Genomic DNA, 16,394 nt, shown 5'->3' with positions numbered 1-16,394 from the left:
AGCCTCAAATCAGGAACCCCAGGGTTGGGATCGGCTTGTCGTTGTCGACGAGGACCACTTTCTTGTAGGCCAGGCGCAACTCGCCGTTCTCGCGTCGGATTCGGTAGGTGGTACGGCCACCCCATATCTCGTTCCCGCGGGCGCGCGACTCGAGGACGAGGAAGTTCGCCCCGACCTCCAGGTCGACCCCACCGAGCGGGTTGGGGCGTCCGCCGAGGAATTCGATGTTGGTGATGAGCCGGCGCAGGTTCGACGGCGGAGCCTGCGCGTAACGGCGGCCGGTGCGGGTCTGCTTCAGGCGGGTCGAGATCCGGCTGCGGTTGTCGAAGATGATCGACATCTGCCGGTTGGGATCGGCGTCCGCACTACCGGCGGGCACCCAGTACAGCGCATCGTCGGTCCACAGCGCTTCCCATGCGTCGTAGTCGCTCTCGTCGGCGTAGCGGGCCTCACGGTAGAGGAACTGCTCGACCTCGACGCGGTCGTACTCCTCGGGGACGGGAACCAGATCGGTGCTCATCGCGGTCGTCACGGCGTCTCCATCAGTTTCTTGTACTGCGACCAGAACGCACGCATCCCGGTCTCGTCGGTGGCGGTGCCGACGGGATGGCCACGCTCGTCGATGTATTCGCGGTTCAGCCCGCGACGGATGTCGAGCCATTCGGGCGTGCGGGCCTCAAGCCCCTGCTGGTTGCGTTCGTACATCTCGGTGTCGTCGGCCAGCAGCATGCCCGCGGGGCCCACCGACCCGATGCACTGGGAAACCATGCGCCGGTTCAGTTCCGGGGCACCGGCGAGCTGCACCGCGGTCGAGTACTGCACGCATTCGTTCACCGCGACCGGCTGGATGTTGAACACCTGGATCTCGGCGATGAACAGGTTCGGGAAGATCATCACGTGCGGTGCGCCCTCGATGAGGATTCGCTCCGCGTCCTGTCCATACCTTGCGCGCATCGCCGCGACGTAGTCGGGCACGCGCGATTCGGTGGTGCCGAACCACCGCATCGGCGTGGCGTGCTTGCGGAACTCCGGACGCAGGTCGTTCTCGCTATGCCCGTTGCCGAGGTCGCGGGTGACGGCGGTCGACGAGTCGCTGTAGAGCGGCCCGATGGTGCTGCCGGTCACCCCGAAGATGGAGCCGTGCACGAATTGCGGGTGATATCCGTCGGTTTCGTTCTCGGCGGGGATCTTCCAGTTCGAGCGGGACCGGTGCTGCAGCCAGCCGGCGTTCAACTCGACCTTGCCCTCCGGCGACAGCCGGGCCAGCCGGTCGATCTCCCCTGCCGCGTCACCGAGGTGCTCGATCAGGCTCGGGCCGTCGGCGGCGAAGCTGCCGAAGACGAAGCCCTGATAGGAATCCATCCGCGGCACCCGGCCCATCGGGAGATCGAGCTTGCGCTCGCCGTAGCCCTTGAAGAACGGGAACCCGATCAGGTCGCCGTTGTTGCGGAACGTCCATCCGTGATACGGGCAGCGGAACGTTCCCGAATTGCCCTTCGCATCGTCGCAGACCTGGTTGCCCCGGTGCGAGCACCGGTTGAGCAGGAGGTGGACCTGCCCGTCCCGGTCGCGGGTCATGATGATGTCCTGCAACCCGAGTTTCTTGCGGACGTAGTCGTTGGGTTCTGGTACTTCGCTTTCGTGGCCGACGAAAACCCAAGAGCGGTACCAGATCTTCTCCAGTTCCTCGGCGAAGATCGTCGGATCGGTGTACAGCGACCCGTGCACTCGATCGCGTTGGATCAACTGGTCGTACCGACTGCCGACTACCGATGTCATGCGCGCACTCCTTGGGTTTGTCCGAAGATGGGACGGCGCTTCTCGCGGAAGGCTGCGATGCCCTCTGCGAAGTCGTCGCTGCCGAACAGCCGCGCCTGGTGCACGACCTCCCGGTGCAGAACGGCGGACGGGCTCAGGGTGGGTGCCTCGCTGAGCATCGCCTTGATGACCGCGAGTGCTTCGGCTGGCTTTTCGGCCAACCGGCGGCCGTCCTCCAGTGTCGCGTCAAGGACCGCGCCCGGTTCGGCCAGCGCGTCGACCAGACCCCAGTCGAGGGCCTGCTGAGCATCGACAGGCGTTGCCAGCGTCAGCATTTGGCGCGTTTTCGGAATGCCGATGCGGCGGGGCAATGAGACGAACACTCCCATGTCGCCGGCAAGGCCGACGTTGGTGAACGTCGTGGCGAACCGGGCGTCGGTGGCGGCGACGACACGGTCGCATGCGGCGGCCAGGGAGGCGCCCGCTCCGTAGGCGGCGCCCTCCACGGCCGCCAGGACGGGCTTGGGGGTGGCCCAGATCGCCCGGATCACCGCCTGCGCCAATTCGGCGCGCTCGGTCGCGGCTTCGGTGTCCATCCGCTCCATGGTCGAGATGTCCCCACCGGAGCAGAACACGGTTCCGGCGCCGGTGAGCACGATGGCCCGCACCGACGAGTCGGCATCCGCGGCCTCCAGCGCCTCGCGCAGGGCGATACGCAGCGGCATGTCGATGGCGTTGCGGACCTCGGGGCGGTTGATCGTCAGGATCCTGACCGCGCCCTGGTCCTCGATCAGTACGGTCATTTGCCGGTGTACCTCGGTGGCCTGCGCTCGATCACCGCGCGTAGCCCTTCCAGCGCATCGGCGGTGCCGGACAGTTCGGACACGGTGCGGGATTCCTCGGCCAGGCGCGCCTCCACCGGTGCCCCGAGGCCGGTCCAGACCAGCCGCTTGGTCGCCGACAGCGCCAGGGTGGGCATGGCCGCCAGCTGGGTGGCGAGTTCGTCGGCGCGGGCGGTGAGCAGTTCGTCGTCCACGACCTCGGTGATGAGCCCGATGTCGGCGGCCTCGTCGGCACTCAGGGTCGGGTTCGTCAGCAGGATGCGAAGTGCCTGCCGCAGACCGACCAGCTGGGTCAAGGTGACCGATGAACCGCCGTCTGGGGCCATCCCAACGCGCACCGCGCCGGAGAAGAACTTGGCTGAGCGGGCGGCGACGACGATGTCGGAGGCACACACCAGTCCGAGTCCGCCTCCGCCTGCGGCGAATCCCTGCACGGACGTCACCACCGGAACCCGCAGCTGGATGAGCGCCGCGGTGGCGAGCTGCAGCCAGGCCGTCGCCTCCCGGAGGTAGTCGGGGAGCGCTTCGCCCTTGGATTCGAACGTGTGAATGTCGCCGCCGGCGCAGAAGTTTCGGCCCTCGCCGCTGAGCCGGACCACGCGGACCGACGGGTCGGCGTGGCACTGCAGGATCGCGTCGTGCAGCGCCTTGAGGGTCTCGACGTTGAGCCCGTTGGAGATGTCGGGCCGGTTGAGGTGCAGTCGCGCGATACCGGTCTCGTCGACGGCGAGTAGGACGTGCGCGTCGGTGGTGGTGGTCACGTACGGGCCTTCCTGGAGTCGAACTCCGCGGCGCTGGCTGCGCCGTTGCCGATGATGTGCTGGACGACGGCGTCGACCTCGTTGGTCAGCGCCTGGTCGAGAGTTCCGCGTAATCCGCTGTCGACGAGGTGCTTGATCGTGGTGACAGCGCGACGGCTGCGGCCGGCGAGCGCTTCCAGGAACGCCTCGACCCCCGCGTCGAAGGTCTCCTGCGGGTATGCGCGGTAGGCCAGGCCCAGGGTGACGGCGTCGCTGCCGGAGAGCCGGTCCCCCGACAGCAGCGTTCCCATCGCCTGTTGCCGACCGATGAGCCTGGGCAGCCTCGCGGTGCTACCCCCGCCGGGGATCATCCCGAAGCGGATGTGGTTGTCGCTGATCCGCGCGGTTTCACTGACCAGCACGATGTCGGCGGCCTGCATGAGCTCGAATCCGCCTGCAGCGGCGACTCCCTCCACCGCGGCGACGACGGGTACCGCGACGTCGGCGACCTTGGCGCAAGCCTGCCGGAACGCGACGAACAACGTCTTGAGCGCCTCTGCCCCGGCGGCGCGCAACCGCTCGACCTCGTCGAAATCACCACCCGCACAGAAGTTTCCGCCGGATCCGCGTATCACGATGACGTTGACGTCGTCACGTCGGCCCAGATCCGTCAGGGCCTCTTCCAGTTCGGCGGCCAGCGCTGTGGTGACCGAGTTCATCCGGTCCGGCCGGCTGAGGGTGATCCGCCCGATCGATCCGTCGACTGCGACCGCGACCGCACTCACATGCATCTCCCGCCGCCGACCTCGATGACTGCGCCGGTGACGTCGCCGGACCGAGTCCCGACCGCGACCTTGCCGTCGAGCGACGTCATATGGGCTCCTGAGGGGTGGTGGACAAATTTAATCTCAATTTCTAATCTAGGTTAAACCAACGATGGGGTTTTACTCAACCACGCGGCGAGGAGCAACGGACATGGACCTGGGACTGAAGGACTCGCGCGTGGTCGTCACCGGCGGCGCATCGAACATCGGGCGTGGGATCGTCCATGAGTTCGCCGCGGAGGGCGCCCGCATCGTCATCAACGACATCGACGAACCGCAGGCAGAGAAGGTGCGCAGCGAAGCGCTGGAACGCGGCGCGGCCGACGTGCAGATCGTCATCGCCGACCTGACCGTCCCCGGCGCCGCAGAATCGGTGGTCGGCGCGGCGGTCGAGCAGTGGGGCGGCATCGACGTGCTGGTGAACAACGCGGGCTGGAGCGTGCCGGGCTTCGTCGCCACCGATACCGACCGCGACAAGTGGCAACGCACCATCGAGATCAACTTCTTCAGCGCGCTGGCCGCCACCCAGGCCGCGATCGGGCCGATGAAGGACGCCGGCGAGGGCGCGTTGGTGTTCATCGCCAGCGATGCCGCGTTCGGCCAGATCCGCCAGGGTGTGTACGGCGCCTCCAAAGCGGCGATGGTGGCACTGGCCCGCACCACCGCACGGGAGCACGGCAGGCACGGGATCCGGTCAAACATCGTCTGCCCCGGTCTGGTGATTCCCGAGGGGCCGGATGCCGTGGGCGCGACCAGTCTGTGGGCGGTCGGTCAGGACGAGGTGTTCAACCCCAAGCAGATCGACTTCATGCTCAAGGACACCCCGATGCGTCGGCTCACCACGGCAGAGGACGTGGGTCGGGCGGTGCTGTGGTTCGCCTCCCCGCGGGCGGCACGGCAGGTGACGGGGCAGATGATCTCGGTCAGCGGCGGCTACACGATGCCCTAAGGGGGTCTGGTCGCAGCAGCATCCCAGAATTCTGGGATGGACTGGACGCTCGCGATCGTCGGAGGCTGGGGCCGGGCCGAGGATCGCTGGCTATCCAGTAGGGAGTTTCATGACAACCCGCACCGTGTCGTCTGTGTCACTGCGGATCAAAAGAATTCTGATTGCCGCCGTCGCGCTGGCTTCAGTCTCGAATCTGGGCGTGGTCGTCACCGCGAATGCCCAGGCGCCACCACCGCCCCCACCACCGCCGCCGGCATGGGACTGCATGCTGCCGTGGGCGAACGTCTTGCCGAGATGCAACGGCGCCCCGCCGCTTCCGTGCGACCGCGTCCATGGCGGCCAGGGAATTCCTGGCTTCTGCTAGCCGGTGAAGCCCTCGCCGTGTGTCGACTGGTCGTGGTGGGTGTAGGTCAGCGGGATCTGTAGTCCTGCGGCGATCTTGCTCAGCATGGCAATCCGCTCACGGGCGGCCGCCCCGGTCCTCTTTCGGTGCTCGCGGATCGGATTGGACCAGGGCACGCGGTCGGCCAGCATCGCGACACCCACGTTGAGTCTGGTGAGGGCCTCGAACACGCGTACGCGGCGCGCGATGTTGTACCCGAGCGGTTCGAACATCGTGTCCTTCAGCATCGCCTCGATCTGCTCGTATCCGAAGACCACACCGGCCGGCGCGAACGCGATGCTCGCCGTGATCTGGTTGGCGTACTTGGCAATCACCTTCTTGAGCCAATCAGGCAACGTGTCGGTGAGGGTCTGCAGGTGTTCCGGCCCGGCGATGGCGTCGATGAGTTCCGCCCGCCACGGAGACGGGTTACCGCCGCGGGCGAGCACGTAGTTCAACGATTTGATCAGGTCCAATCCCGTCGGGGAGTACAGCCGCTCGGGTGCACCCCACAACCGGCCCGCGAACGAGGAGTACTCGGCGAGATCCTCGAGCTGCTGTGCGGTGAGCTTGCGTCCGAACGCGTGGTCCACGAGACGACCGAGCAACATGCCGCTGCCGAACCCCAGCAGCGACGTCACCGGAATGGGTTCTCCGAACTTGAGATAGACGTCGTCGCCCCATTTGCGCCGTAATCCACGGCTGGCCAGTCCGTGCATCAACCGCACCCGCACGACGTCCTGGAACGCCTCCGAGTGGCGATCGAAGATGTCGGGCAACGTGAATTGCGCGAACACGCGGGCGGTTTCGATGAAGCGGCGCGGGCCGTCGTCGGCGAAACGCCCGGTGGCCCCTGTCGACGCGGAGATGTCGCCTGTCATCGCGGTCTCGTATACCGCCCATCCGCGGATGATCGTGGTCGCCGCTGCAGTGCTCGACATCGCCAGCATCCGGCCCCGCTCGGCGGCGACGAGATCGAACTGGCTCGGCAGCTGATCAAGATGTTCGAAGAGGTCGACCAGTTCCTGCGGGGGGTCGTCGACCGTGTCGATGCCCTGCGTCAGGGCTTGTTCGAACATTGCCCGGCCCTTTTCGTGACCGATGCGCTCGAACGCATCGACCACACCGACCATGTACTCGTCGCCCTGCCAGAAGTAGTCGTCGCGCAGGCGGGTCATCTCGTTGGGCTCGACCTCTTTGTCGATGTCGATCCATTCGCCGAACATGAACTCGCGCATCTGACGCCACTGTGCGGCGAAGTTGTCACGGCCCGGTGGAATGGGCCGCAGCGGTCGGTCGGGGTGATTCCGCCGGTTGAAGTCGACGTTCTCACGGACGATAGCCGGACGCTCACCGGTCACAGTCATGCAGCAATCCCATCCGATAGAGGGCACTGATATTGACGTTAGCCTGGACCGTCGCTCATGTGAATAGCGGTTCCCGAACGGATGGGCTCTACAGAGCAGGTGACCAGCGGCGATGTGCTGCGCTAGCCGACAGAGTGACCGGACTCCAGAACCCGCCCATCGGCGGCTTGGGCACCCTGCGGGGCGACCAACAGCCTGCCCAGCAGCGCGACGGTGCTCGCGATACCACCCACCACGGTGAGTGCAGCGAGGTGCACGAGCAGCATCGGCGGATCCTCGATGCCGTGCCGCACCGACAGGTACAGGATTCCCGTCCCGAACAGACCGGCCGCGAACGCCATCGGGATGAGTGGGATCAGCGAAAGGTAGCCGATCCCGTCGAGCAGGGGCACCAGCCGGTAGACCAGGATCCCGCTGACGAGGGCGGACATCGCGTTGGTGAAGCCGAGGAAGATCGGATAGCCGAACACCACGAAGGGCTGGCTGTCCTGGTAGGTGTAGACGCCCAGGACGCTGACGTACGTCATCTCGGCGACGATGGCCATCACGACAATGAAGGCGTACATCTTCCAGACGGAGTTCATGCTCGGACGGCGCTCTAGGTATCGAGCGATGAACACCGTCGCGCCGCCGTAGAACGCCAGGTAGGCCCCCGGCACCCAAACCGGTTGTGCGCTACCGAAAGTGGTGTAGAGGTTCCACTGCCCCTCTTCTAGGAACCAGAGTCCGTAGAGATGGTCGAACAGCGGCTCCATCAGGCAGGTGAGTGTTCCGCCGATTGCGACGCACAGCGGCCAAACGGTTCGCTCCCGGCGACACAGATTGAGTACCCACACCGCGACGATCGCCGCCAGCCCCCAGGTGAGGGTCGTGGCGATCCACTGCCCGACCTCGCTGACCGGGGCGTCGATTCCGTCCGTGACCACGGGAGCCATCCACGCCATACGCCTACCCTAATCTATTCTGTATTAGATTATTAGGGGTCCGCGGCAACGGAATCCCACGGGTACGCAATCCGAACTTCTCGACCGGCTATACGTGGGCAGGCTGGGTGGCCCTGCGCAGCATCGCGTGCTGATATTCGTCGAACCAGATCTCCTGGTAGGTCGAATGCGTGATCCGGCCCTGCGGGTCCTGCCATCGATAGACGCTGTCGCGGAACGAGCAGTTGGGCCACGCTGGAATCGACGCGGCCGCAATGGCTTCCCCGCGGAAGAAGTATTCTTCGCCGACATCGTCGACAGCGGTGATCTCCTGCTGCAGCGCCATGTGCAGTCGCGGGTGGTACTCGAGCACGTTGCGGCGCACCGATGTAATGGCCCGAGTCTCCTCGCCGCGCTGGACCCATGCGAAGTGATGAGAAGGGCGGTCGCCGACGTTGTACAGGCCCCGCCAGGCCGGATCGGTGTCCAACGGCTCGAAGCTGATCTGGTTGAAGATCAGGTCCGGGCCGAAGTACATCGGCGACCAGCCCACCGGCGGAACCGGCACGGCTCCACGCTTTTCCACGCGCACCTGCCGCCACGACCGGTCGCGAGGCGCATAACAGTCGACGGCGTACGTCTCACCATCCAGCACGAGCTCACCGGTCATGTGCATGAACTGCTCGGAACCGCCCGGCTGGCTGCTGCCGTCGTGATGATTCTCCTCCCCCGGCATCACGTGACCGCGGGCCAATAGCGGAGTCACCGCGTCCGCGATCAGATCGAACGACATCCGTCCGTCACCGGCGCGGTAACGCAGTGCCGCGGTCTTGCCTGGTTCGGTGAAGTCGATGGTCAGTCCGTTCGCGGTGGCAATCGTCCCGCCGTCCACGGTGGGCCAGGGCATGGTCATCTCGTAGTCGAGGTAGGCCATGTCAGCGTGTTCGACATTGTCGGTGCCCTGGAATATGCACACCCCGCCCTGGGTGAGTGGGAACGCCGGCATGTACCGCACATAGATGAAGGCACCGATGGCGGCCTCCGGCACCGAGAATCCGAAGTAGTGGGTATGGATCGTGTGCGGATCCCAGGACTCACCGGCCTGCGGCAGCGGAAGCAGCAGATCCGTGGCGCCCGGATGAGTATGAACAGTCATGTTGCACAACCTCTTTCACTGAATTTGTGCGCGCCCGCCCAGCGGTACAGCCGACACGGGCGTTTTCACACCGTAACGGCGCGTGAACGTAGTATCAATGCTGAATATCTGTTCATCCGAGAGAATGCGCCCATGGACCCCGAGAAGTCTGCGGCCGGCCTGACCCGCACCCAGCGTCAGCAGCAGCGCACCCGTCGACGGTTGCTCGATGCCGGCCGGGACCTGATCGCCGCCAAGGGCGTCGTCGGACTGCGTGTGCAGGACGTGACCGAGCGCGCCGATGTCGCTCTCGGTTCCTTCTACAACTACTTCGCCTCCAAAGACGTTCTCGTGCAAGCGGTCATCAGTGAGACGCTGTCCGATCTGGCCGTCGAGACCGTAACGGGCCTCGACGACGACGCCGACCCGGCCGAGACGGTGGCGATGGCGACCCTTCGGGTGGTGGGCCTGGCCCGTCGCGAACCCGACCTCGCCCGGTTGATCGTGAACATCGCGCATTCGGAGGCGCTGTTCAGTGACGCGGTGCATCCGCCGGCCAGAATGGCAGTGGAACGCGGCGTGGTGTCCGGACGATTCGTCGTGGCCAACGTCGAGGTTCTGTTGACCGCGGTGATCGGCGGAGCATTCGCGCTGATCCGCGAGATCCTCGACGGCCGCCACGGCCCGAATCCAGAAGCGGCCTTCGCCCGTCATGTGCTGTGCTCCCTCGGCATCCGTCCGGACGAGGCACTCGCCCTCGTCACCCAGGTGGCCGAGAAACTCAACGATTGACCTCGACCACGCTATCGCCCTGCGTCACAACGCCATTGACGCGGTCGCCAGGAGCCTGCCCGTCGTCGGCGACACCGAAAATCGCCGCTTTGAGTAGGCCGACTTTGGACTTGATGAACACCTCGTCGTCGGGCCGAGCGACCGCGAACGACAGGATCCAGACGGCGGTCAGGGCGAGCCCCAGCGTGACCAACCAGGCGAGATGGGTCACGAACAACGGGGCATTACGGTTGAGCGCGGTCCACACGGGCCAAGCAGTGGCACCGTTGGCGATACCGTCGGCCATCGGAATGAACGCGATGACGAGCGCCAACCGCCAGCCCGGCAGATGCGGTGCGAACTTGTAGATCAAGGCGCCTGCCGTCATCGGCATGATCGGGTTCACGCAGACCCACCACAGCGGCAGTCCCCAGAAGTTGAGCGGCTGTGGACCGTAATACTCGTAGGCCCCCAACAGCACGCCGGGGCTCTCCAAGAAGATGTTGATGAAGACGTCGATCAGGTAGAGCTGGAAGAGGCCTTTCCTCGTCACCCCGGTGGTGTAGACCCGGTAGGCCAGATATGCCAATCCGCCGACGTACCAGATGTAAACGAAGTTGATGTACAGCGGAAAGTCGCGGCCCATCGAGGAGAACGTGGTCAGCGTCGCGCCCTCCCGGATGTAGCAGAGCCCAAGGGTGTCGACGATCGGTTCGAAGAGGCACGCAATCCCACCCCCGATGAGGCAGAACGCGAGAAGCGGGCCACGACCGGTGACCAGGTGCTTGATGGCGAAGAACACGCCGACCACAACCGGAATGCCCAGGAAGACGGTGAACAGCATCTCGGCCATGAACGGCACCTGCGTGGTCGGATGAGCGGGGACCGGCGGGGCCGCGAGCAGCAACTCGTAGGCCGACAGCTGAGGTGTCATCCAGGAATCCTCAATTCGTTCCAGCGCCCGGACGACGTGGCCGGGTCGCACTAAGAGCAGGTGACGGGGGCCACAGTAGCGGCCATTGATCCGGTTATCAAGAATGAAAGTTGATTCACTCTGACGGCGGCCGGCGACGGGGCGCATCCTCGACGTGCAACCATGGACGCGTGACCGCGGAACCAGTGGGCGTCGGCCGACGTGAACGGCGAAAGGCCCGCGCTCGTGAGAACCTGCTTCAAGCGGCGCGACAGATCATCGCCGAAACCGGGGTTGGCGGTTTACGTATCGGCGACGTGACCGACCGCGCTGACCTGGGATTCGGCACGTTCTACACATACTTCGAATCCAAGGAAGCACTGGTGGAGGCCGTCGTCGCGGACACGCTGACCGGACTCGCCAGCTCCATCGGCGCAACCGCCGTCGCGGCCACCGATGCGGCCAGGGCGGCGGCAGAGGCCTATCGTCGGTTCCTCCGCTTCGCCACGTCGGAACCCGAACTGGCGCGCGTGGTGGTCGAACTCAACCGAGCTGATGCCGCCTTCGAGGATGCGGTCCGGCCGTGGGCCCGCGAGACTCTCGAGCACGGTTGCAGCAGTGGTCAATTCGCGATCGATGACATCGAACTGGCGCTGGTGTCGATCGCCGCCGCCGCGCTGGCCGCCATCCGCGCCATTCTGTCCGGCGTTGTTGCGCCGGGGCCGGAGACGGAATCCCGGGGCGCTGAGATGATGCTGCGCGGGTTCGGGCTCGACCCCGCCTCCGCCCACAAGATCGCCTGGCTCGAACTACCAGACATCGACGAAGCTCCGTAGCAGTACTCAAACCGGCTGTACCACGGGCTGATTCGGTGACGGCCGCGTTTTGAATCCGCAGCACGGTGACCGCCTGGCCAATCTGTTCAAACTCGATTCACCAATCGGTATTGATTTTTAACTCAAATTAATGGACGATCGCCCGTATGACCTCCACCACATCCCTGCCCGGACGCACGGTGCCGCGTGAGACCGACTACGTCATCATCGGCGCAGGTCACAACGGGTTGACCGCCGGCTGCTATCTGTCGAAGGCCGGACACCGGGTGACCGTCGTCGAGGCCTCCCCACAGATCGGCGGCATGACGACCACCAACGCGATCATCGAGAAAGCGCCGAACCATTTGTTCAACGAGGGCGCCATCCAGGCGACGGGGATCTTCGGTCTCTGCGGCATCGCCGACGAGCTGGAGCTGCACAAGTACGGCCTGCGGATGATCTCGGTGGACCCGGCGCACGTTCAGCTCGCTCCCGACGGCAGCTCGCTGGCCATCTGGAAGGACGCCAGCAAGACCGCCGACGAACTACGGCGCTTCTCCCCCAAGGATGCCCGCGCCTGGCTCGACCTGGCCAACGCCCTGGATCCGGCGATGCGGATCGTCGTGGCGTACATGAAGACTCACCCGTTGCGACCGTGGACCAAGGAGATGGCCGCCGCGGTCGCCAACGCCGCCCGTCACCCGAAGCGACTGTGGTCACTGCGCCACTTCGCGACCGCGTCGCACACCGAGTTCCTGGAAGAGACGTTCGAATCGGAACTGCCCAAGGGCGCGCTGGCCGCGATGGCGGCGTTCTCGCAGATGCGGCTCGACATGACCGCGTGGGCGATGATCTACCTCGGCGTCGTGCAGAAGACACCCAACCTGATGCCGGTTGGCGGAACCGGTTCGCTCCCCGCCGCCATGCACCGCTACCTGATCGCCCACGGGGGCACCGTGCACACCAATAGTCGGGTGCAGGAGCTCGTCGTGTCCGGTAACAGGGTCACCGGTGTGCGTCTGGACAACGACCAGCTCATCACCCCGCGCAAGGGCGTGATCAGCACCTGCAACCCGGTCATCACCCTCAACGAGTTGCTGCCCGAGGGGGCACTGGAGCGCAAACTGGCAGTGCGCGCCAAGGACATTCCGCTGCGCAAGACACATGCCACCTCGTTGAAGATCAACGTCGCCCTCGACGGACACGTCTCGATGAAGCGGCACGAGAAGTGGCGCGGCAATGACCTCGACCTGCGTCGCCACCTCGCTGCATGGCACACCCTCGAGGAGCAGGACGCCGCATGGAACGCGGTGGTTCGTGGCGAGTGGCCGGACCCAGTTCCGGTGAGCTGCTCAATGATTCCCTCCGCTGTCGACCCCTCCCAGGCGCCCGAAGGCGGCAGCACGTTCTACTTGTGGTCCGGGGTTATACCCGTGACCCCCAACGTGCCGTGGGACGATGTCCGCGACAAGGTCGGCGACGCGGTGCTGCGCGACTGCGCCCAGTACTACGAGGGACTCGACAGCCTGGAGATCGACCGCGCGGTGCTCGGCGGTCCCGACATCGAAGAGCGCTTCAACGCCCCGGCGGGCAACGTCTATCACGTCGACCCGCTGATCACCCGGTTCGGACCACTGAAGCCGGCACCGGGGCTGGGCGCGTACAAGATGCCGATCGACGGCCTGTACCTCAGCGGCGCCGGAACACATCCGGTCGGCGGGGTGTGTGCACTACCGGGCAAGCTCGCCGCGCAGACCGCGATGCGGGACCAGGAGAAGTAGCACCATGCGCCCGGCCTCCGATGTGACGGACACGATCGGCCCGGATCGCGCCTGGCATGACGCCGGCGTCGTCTCCGCCGTCGCGAAGTCTTTCGTCGGAGCGTCGCGCCCACAGTTCCTCCCGGGCGGTGGCGCCGCGACGGCGGATCCCGGCCGTACCGGTGCGGTCACCGTGTGGGCGAGTCTCGGCGTGCTCTGGGTGGTGTTCATCGGCCAGGTGTTCATCCGCTGGATGACCAGTACTGATGGATCATTCGGTCCCGCAACCATTCCCGGCCCCGATGAATTCGACACCTGGCGTCTGGTCGCGATGCGGGTCATCGAGGGGATCAGTGTCGCCATCATGGTCGCGATGGCGTGGATCTGCCTCGTGCGGCCGTGGTTGCAGAATCGTCGGATCGGCCTTGACGGCATGCTTTTCATCGCCGCGACACTGGCTGCGCCGATCGACCCACTGATCAACTACTTCCATTGGACGTTCGCCTGGAACTCCCACGCGATCAACTGGGGGTCGTGGGGACATCTGTTCCCGCTGTCGAACGCGCCGCACTACGCCGAGGGATTTGTGTGGTTCGTTCCGCAGTACGTATACCTGGGACTGGGGTTCGCCATGATCGAGTGCGGAGTGATTCTGATACTGCGCCAACGGTATCCGGCGATCTCCAATGTCAAAGCCTTCGGGATTGCCGCGGGGCTGACGTTCCTGGTGGACGTGTGCGTCGAGTATCTGTTCATCCTGACCGAGATCTACGCCTACCCGCGGACGATCGGAGCCTTCACCCTGTTCGCGGGCAGCCAGTATCAGTTCCCGGTCTACGAGAGCCTGTTCGTCACCGCCTACGCCACCGGCTTCACCTTGCTGCGCATGTCGGCTTACGACGATCCCGGCGGTCTTTCCTTCGTGGAGCGGGGTATTCACCGTGTCCGTCCCCGAGCCCGGTTCCTGGTCCGCCAGCTGGCCCTCGTCGGCTTCTGCGCCTTCTGGGCCGCCGTCACCTACTTTCTGCCCTGGAGCTGGCTGTCGGTATCGGTCGATTCCGATGTCACCGGCCTACTTCCGTCCTACTTGTTGCCATCCCGGTTGTAACCCAGCAACCCGAACAATCCCTACTACCGAAGGACCACCATGGCACTGCAGAACCAGACCGATCCGCAGCAGGCGGCCGTTGCACTCGCCGAGGCCGTCACCCGGCACCTGTCCCCCGGCACCGCTGTTGAGGTCACCGACGTCACGATTCCCCATTCCAACGGAATGTCCGGGGAGACCGTGCTGTTCGACGCGAACTGGGACGGTACCGCCCATGCACTGGTGGCCCGGGTCCAGCCGGCGGGCCCGGCGGTGTTCCCGCGCTACGACCTGCAGCTGGAGTTCGACGTGATGCGCGCGCTCGGTGAGCACAGCACGGTGCCCGTCCCCCGGATGCTGTTCAGCGAGAAGGACTCCGGCCCGCTGGGCGCACCGTTCATCGTGATGGAACGTGTCGACGGCCGCGTGCCGTCCGACGATCCGCCGCACACCGTCGAAGGCTGGGTCCTCGACCTGGCACCCGAGCAGCAGGCCACACTGTACGACAGCGCACTGTCTCAGGTGGCGGCGATCCACGCCGTCAACATCGACGCGGTCGGCCTGAGTGCGCTGCGCACCCATCCCGAGGCGGGATTCGACGGGCAACTGGCACTGTGGGAGAAGGCATTTGCGTGGGCGGCCGAGGGTGAGGCGAACCCCACGGTCGAGAAGGCGCTGGAGTGGGTCCGTGAGAATCGACCGGCCGGCGCGGAGTCGGCGGTGCTCACCTGGGGTGACGCGCGGATCGGGAACGTGATCTTCGACGACGACCTGCGCGCGGCCGCGGTGCTGGACTGGGAAATGCTGTCGGTGGGTCCGCGCGAGCTCGACCTCGGCTGGTGGTTGTTCCTGCAGCGCTACTACACCGAGGGCATCGGTGCGCCTGCGCTGCCCGGGTTCCTCACCGCGACAGAGACTCTCGATCGGTACACCGAACTGACCGGAGTCGAGGTGGACCCGGACGTGGTGGCGTTTTACGAGGTGTTCGCCGCGACCCGGCTGTCCATCCTGATGCATCGGGCCGGCAACCTGATGATCCAGGCCGGGTTCCTTCCGCCCGGTGCGCCGATGCGGCTCTCCAACCCGGCCAGCCAGACCCTGGCGCGGCTGCTCGGTCTGCCCGCGCCCGAGGGTGAGACGCAGAGCTTCGCGGGGAACCGCTGAATGGACGTCGTTCAGCACGGACCGGAAGCCGAACTGCGCCAGCGCCCTGAAAGGGACGAATGGTGGCAGGACAGCGCATTCCTGGTCTTCAATGACCGCGACGCCGGCATCGGGGGCGTCTTCCGCATCGGGCACGAACCCAACCACGCGGGTGGCATTTCCGCACTGTGGTTCGGTCTGGTCACCCATGACGGAGCCCGGTTCCGCCGCAACACCAGCAACCGGCTGGGCGAAGCCGACCTGCTGCCCGACGGGTTCGGGGCGCTCGACGGGCGGTACCGGATCACCCACGACGGTGAACGGCTGCATTACCGCGTCGAGGACGAGCACTGTCGCGCCGAGCTGACCGTCGAAGACTTCTATCCGCGTACCGACTTCTTCCCCAAGAGTTCCGGTTCGCTGGTGGACGAGTTCGCCAGCTCGCACTTCGAATGTTCCGGCGCGATCACCGGCACGATCGAGCTCGACGGTCGCACTTTCGAGGTCGACGGCCTGTGCCACCGGGACCGTTCCTGGGGTCTTCGGCGCTGGGACACGCTGCTCAATCACCGCTGGATCCCCGGCACCGTCGGTCCCGAACTGTCGTTCGGCTCGATCGCCTGGCACGCCGTCGACGGCAGCATCCGCCAGCTGGGCTACGTCGTGCGCGACGGTGAGATCACCTACGCCGACGATGTGGACATCGTGGTGCACATGGAAGTGGACGGCACCAGCTACCGCGGTGCTGTGGCGACGTGGACATTCCCCGGTGCGGAACCATTTGTGCTCCAGTGCGCGCCGTATGACGCCATGGTGTTCGAGCACCACAACGTCGGCGATGTCGATGCCATCTGCGAGATCGAGATCGATGGAAAGCCCGGGTTTTGCGACCTCGCGGTGTCCACCAACCCGCGGCTCGGCAGCGGCCCCATCACCGCCGCCGTGCGGGCCATCACCACCGACGGGCTGACCCGCCGGACCTGAG

Annotated in this window: 16 protein-coding genes; 7 read left to right on the top strand and 9 right to left on the bottom strand. The window is 65.7% G+C overall.

Translation table 11 applies throughout. The features are described from left to right. Positions 1 to 4: 4 nt before the first annotated feature. Genes G6N43_RS02845 through G6N43_RS02825 form a run of 5 tightly spaced genes read right to left on the bottom strand, consistent with a single transcriptional unit; the run spans position 5 to position 4,125 of the window. Positions 5 to 520, bottom strand: coding sequence for an aromatic-ring-hydroxylating dioxygenase subunit beta (locus tag G6N43_RS02845; RefSeq protein ID WP_083155959.1), 516 nt, complete (start codon positions 518 to 520; stop codon positions 5 to 7). Between the two features lie 8 nt (positions 521 to 528). Next, entirely contained in the window at positions 529 to 1,779 is a 1,251-nt protein-coding gene (locus G6N43_RS02840; RefSeq protein ID WP_083155855.1) for an aromatic ring-hydroxylating oxygenase subunit alpha, read from the bottom strand. Then, positions 1,776 to 2,561, bottom strand: coding sequence for an enoyl-CoA hydratase/isomerase family protein (locus G6N43_RS02835; protein ID WP_083155853.1), 786 nt, complete (start codon positions 2,559 to 2,561; stop codon positions 1,776 to 1,778). The genes G6N43_RS02840 and G6N43_RS02835 overlap by 4 nt, the downstream gene beginning before the upstream one ends. Then, complete coding sequence (locus tag G6N43_RS02830; protein WP_083155851.1) at positions 2,558 to 3,361, bottom strand: enoyl-CoA hydratase/isomerase family protein; 804 nt, start codon at positions 3,359 to 3,361, stop codon at positions 2,558 to 2,560. The genes G6N43_RS02835 and G6N43_RS02830 overlap by 4 nt, the downstream gene beginning before the upstream one ends. Next, on the bottom strand, positions 3,358 to 4,125 hold the full coding sequence (locus G6N43_RS02825; RefSeq protein ID WP_083155849.1) for an enoyl-CoA hydratase/isomerase family protein: 768 nt from the start codon (positions 4,123 to 4,125) through the stop codon (positions 3,358 to 3,360). The genes G6N43_RS02830 and G6N43_RS02825 overlap by 4 nt, the downstream gene beginning before the upstream one ends. Positions 4,126 to 4,315: 190 nt before the next feature. Between G6N43_RS02825 and G6N43_RS02820 the strand changes: the two genes are divergently transcribed. Then, positions 4,316 to 5,113 carry an SDR family NAD(P)-dependent oxidoreductase gene (locus G6N43_RS02820; protein ID WP_083155847.1) on the top strand — a complete coding sequence of 266 codons (798 nt, stop codon included), beginning with the start codon at positions 4,316 to 4,318 and terminating at the stop codon, positions 5,111 to 5,113. Positions 5,114 to 5,473: 360 nt separating this feature from the next. Here the strand turns inward: G6N43_RS02820 and G6N43_RS02815 are convergent, their stop codons facing one another. The 3 genes from G6N43_RS02815 to G6N43_RS02805 all read right to left on the bottom strand — a co-directional run bounded on the left by G6N43_RS02815 (position 5,474) and on the right by G6N43_RS02805 (position 8,941). Further along, positions 5,474 to 6,862: an oxygenase MpaB family protein gene (locus G6N43_RS02815; RefSeq protein WP_083155845.1), complete on the bottom strand. Its 1,389-nt coding sequence runs from the start codon at positions 6,860 to 6,862 to the stop codon at positions 5,474 to 5,476. A 122-nt stretch (positions 6,863 to 6,984) separates the two neighbouring features. After that, complete coding sequence (locus G6N43_RS02810) at positions 6,985 to 7,806, bottom strand: hypothetical protein (protein ID WP_234810214.1); 822 nt, start codon at positions 7,804 to 7,806, stop codon at positions 6,985 to 6,987. An 88-nt stretch (positions 7,807 to 7,894) separates the two neighbouring features. Beyond that, positions 7,895 to 8,941, bottom strand: coding sequence for a DUF7064 domain-containing protein (locus G6N43_RS02805; protein WP_083155843.1), 1,047 nt, complete (start codon positions 8,939 to 8,941; stop codon positions 7,895 to 7,897). Positions 8,942 to 9,073: 132 nt separating this feature from the next. Here G6N43_RS02805 and G6N43_RS02800 point away from each other — a divergent pair, with 132 nt between their 5' ends. After that, positions 9,074 to 9,712, top strand: a complete 639-nt coding sequence (locus G6N43_RS02800) for a TetR/AcrR family transcriptional regulator (protein WP_083155841.1) — start codon at positions 9,074 to 9,076, stop codon at positions 9,710 to 9,712. On the opposite strand, the gene G6N43_RS02795 is transcribed toward G6N43_RS02800, so the two are convergent. Continuing rightward, positions 9,702 to 10,625 (bottom strand): hypothetical protein, encoded by a 924-nt coding sequence (locus tag G6N43_RS02795; protein ID WP_234810213.1) that lies wholly within the window; start codon positions 10,623 to 10,625, stop codon positions 9,702 to 9,704. The two genes, G6N43_RS02800 and G6N43_RS02795, sit on opposite strands and share 11 nt — an antisense overlap. A 170-nt stretch (positions 10,626 to 10,795) precedes the next feature. On the opposite strand from G6N43_RS02795, the gene G6N43_RS02790 reads away from it, so the two are divergent. From G6N43_RS02790 to G6N43_RS02770, 5 genes are all read left to right on the top strand, one after another. After that, positions 10,796 to 11,440 (top strand): TetR/AcrR family transcriptional regulator, encoded by a 645-nt coding sequence (locus G6N43_RS02790; protein WP_234810212.1) that lies wholly within the window; start codon positions 10,796 to 10,798, stop codon positions 11,438 to 11,440. A gap of 146 nt (positions 11,441 to 11,586) precedes the next feature. After that, positions 11,587 to 13,200, top strand: coding sequence for a phytoene desaturase family protein (locus tag G6N43_RS02785; protein ID WP_083155836.1), 1,614 nt, complete (start codon positions 11,587 to 11,589; stop codon positions 13,198 to 13,200). A 4-nt stretch (positions 13,201 to 13,204) separates the two neighbouring features. Continuing rightward, the gene (locus tag G6N43_RS02780; protein ID WP_083155834.1) at positions 13,205 to 14,287 is read left to right on the top strand and encodes a spirocyclase AveC family protein; all 1,083 of its coding nucleotides are present in this window, start codon (positions 13,205 to 13,207) and stop codon (positions 14,285 to 14,287) included. 39 nt (positions 14,288 to 14,326) lie between these two features. Further along, on the top strand, positions 14,327 to 15,430 hold the full coding sequence (locus G6N43_RS02775) for a phosphotransferase family protein (RefSeq protein ID WP_083155832.1): 1,104 nt from the start codon (positions 14,327 to 14,329) through the stop codon (positions 15,428 to 15,430). Further along, complete coding sequence (locus G6N43_RS02770; RefSeq protein WP_083155830.1) at positions 15,431 to 16,393, top strand: DUF7064 domain-containing protein; 963 nt, start codon at positions 15,431 to 15,433, stop codon at positions 16,391 to 16,393. Position 16,394: the final 1 nt, after the last annotated feature.

This window comes from Mycolicibacterium moriokaense, assembly GCF_010726085.1.
In the GTDB taxonomy this organism is placed as follows: domain Bacteria; phylum Actinomycetota; class Actinomycetes; order Mycobacteriales; family Mycobacteriaceae; genus Mycobacterium; species Mycobacterium moriokaense.
Note: the sequence above shows the minus strand (reverse complement) of the source record. Positions and strands in the feature narration are given on the sequence as shown.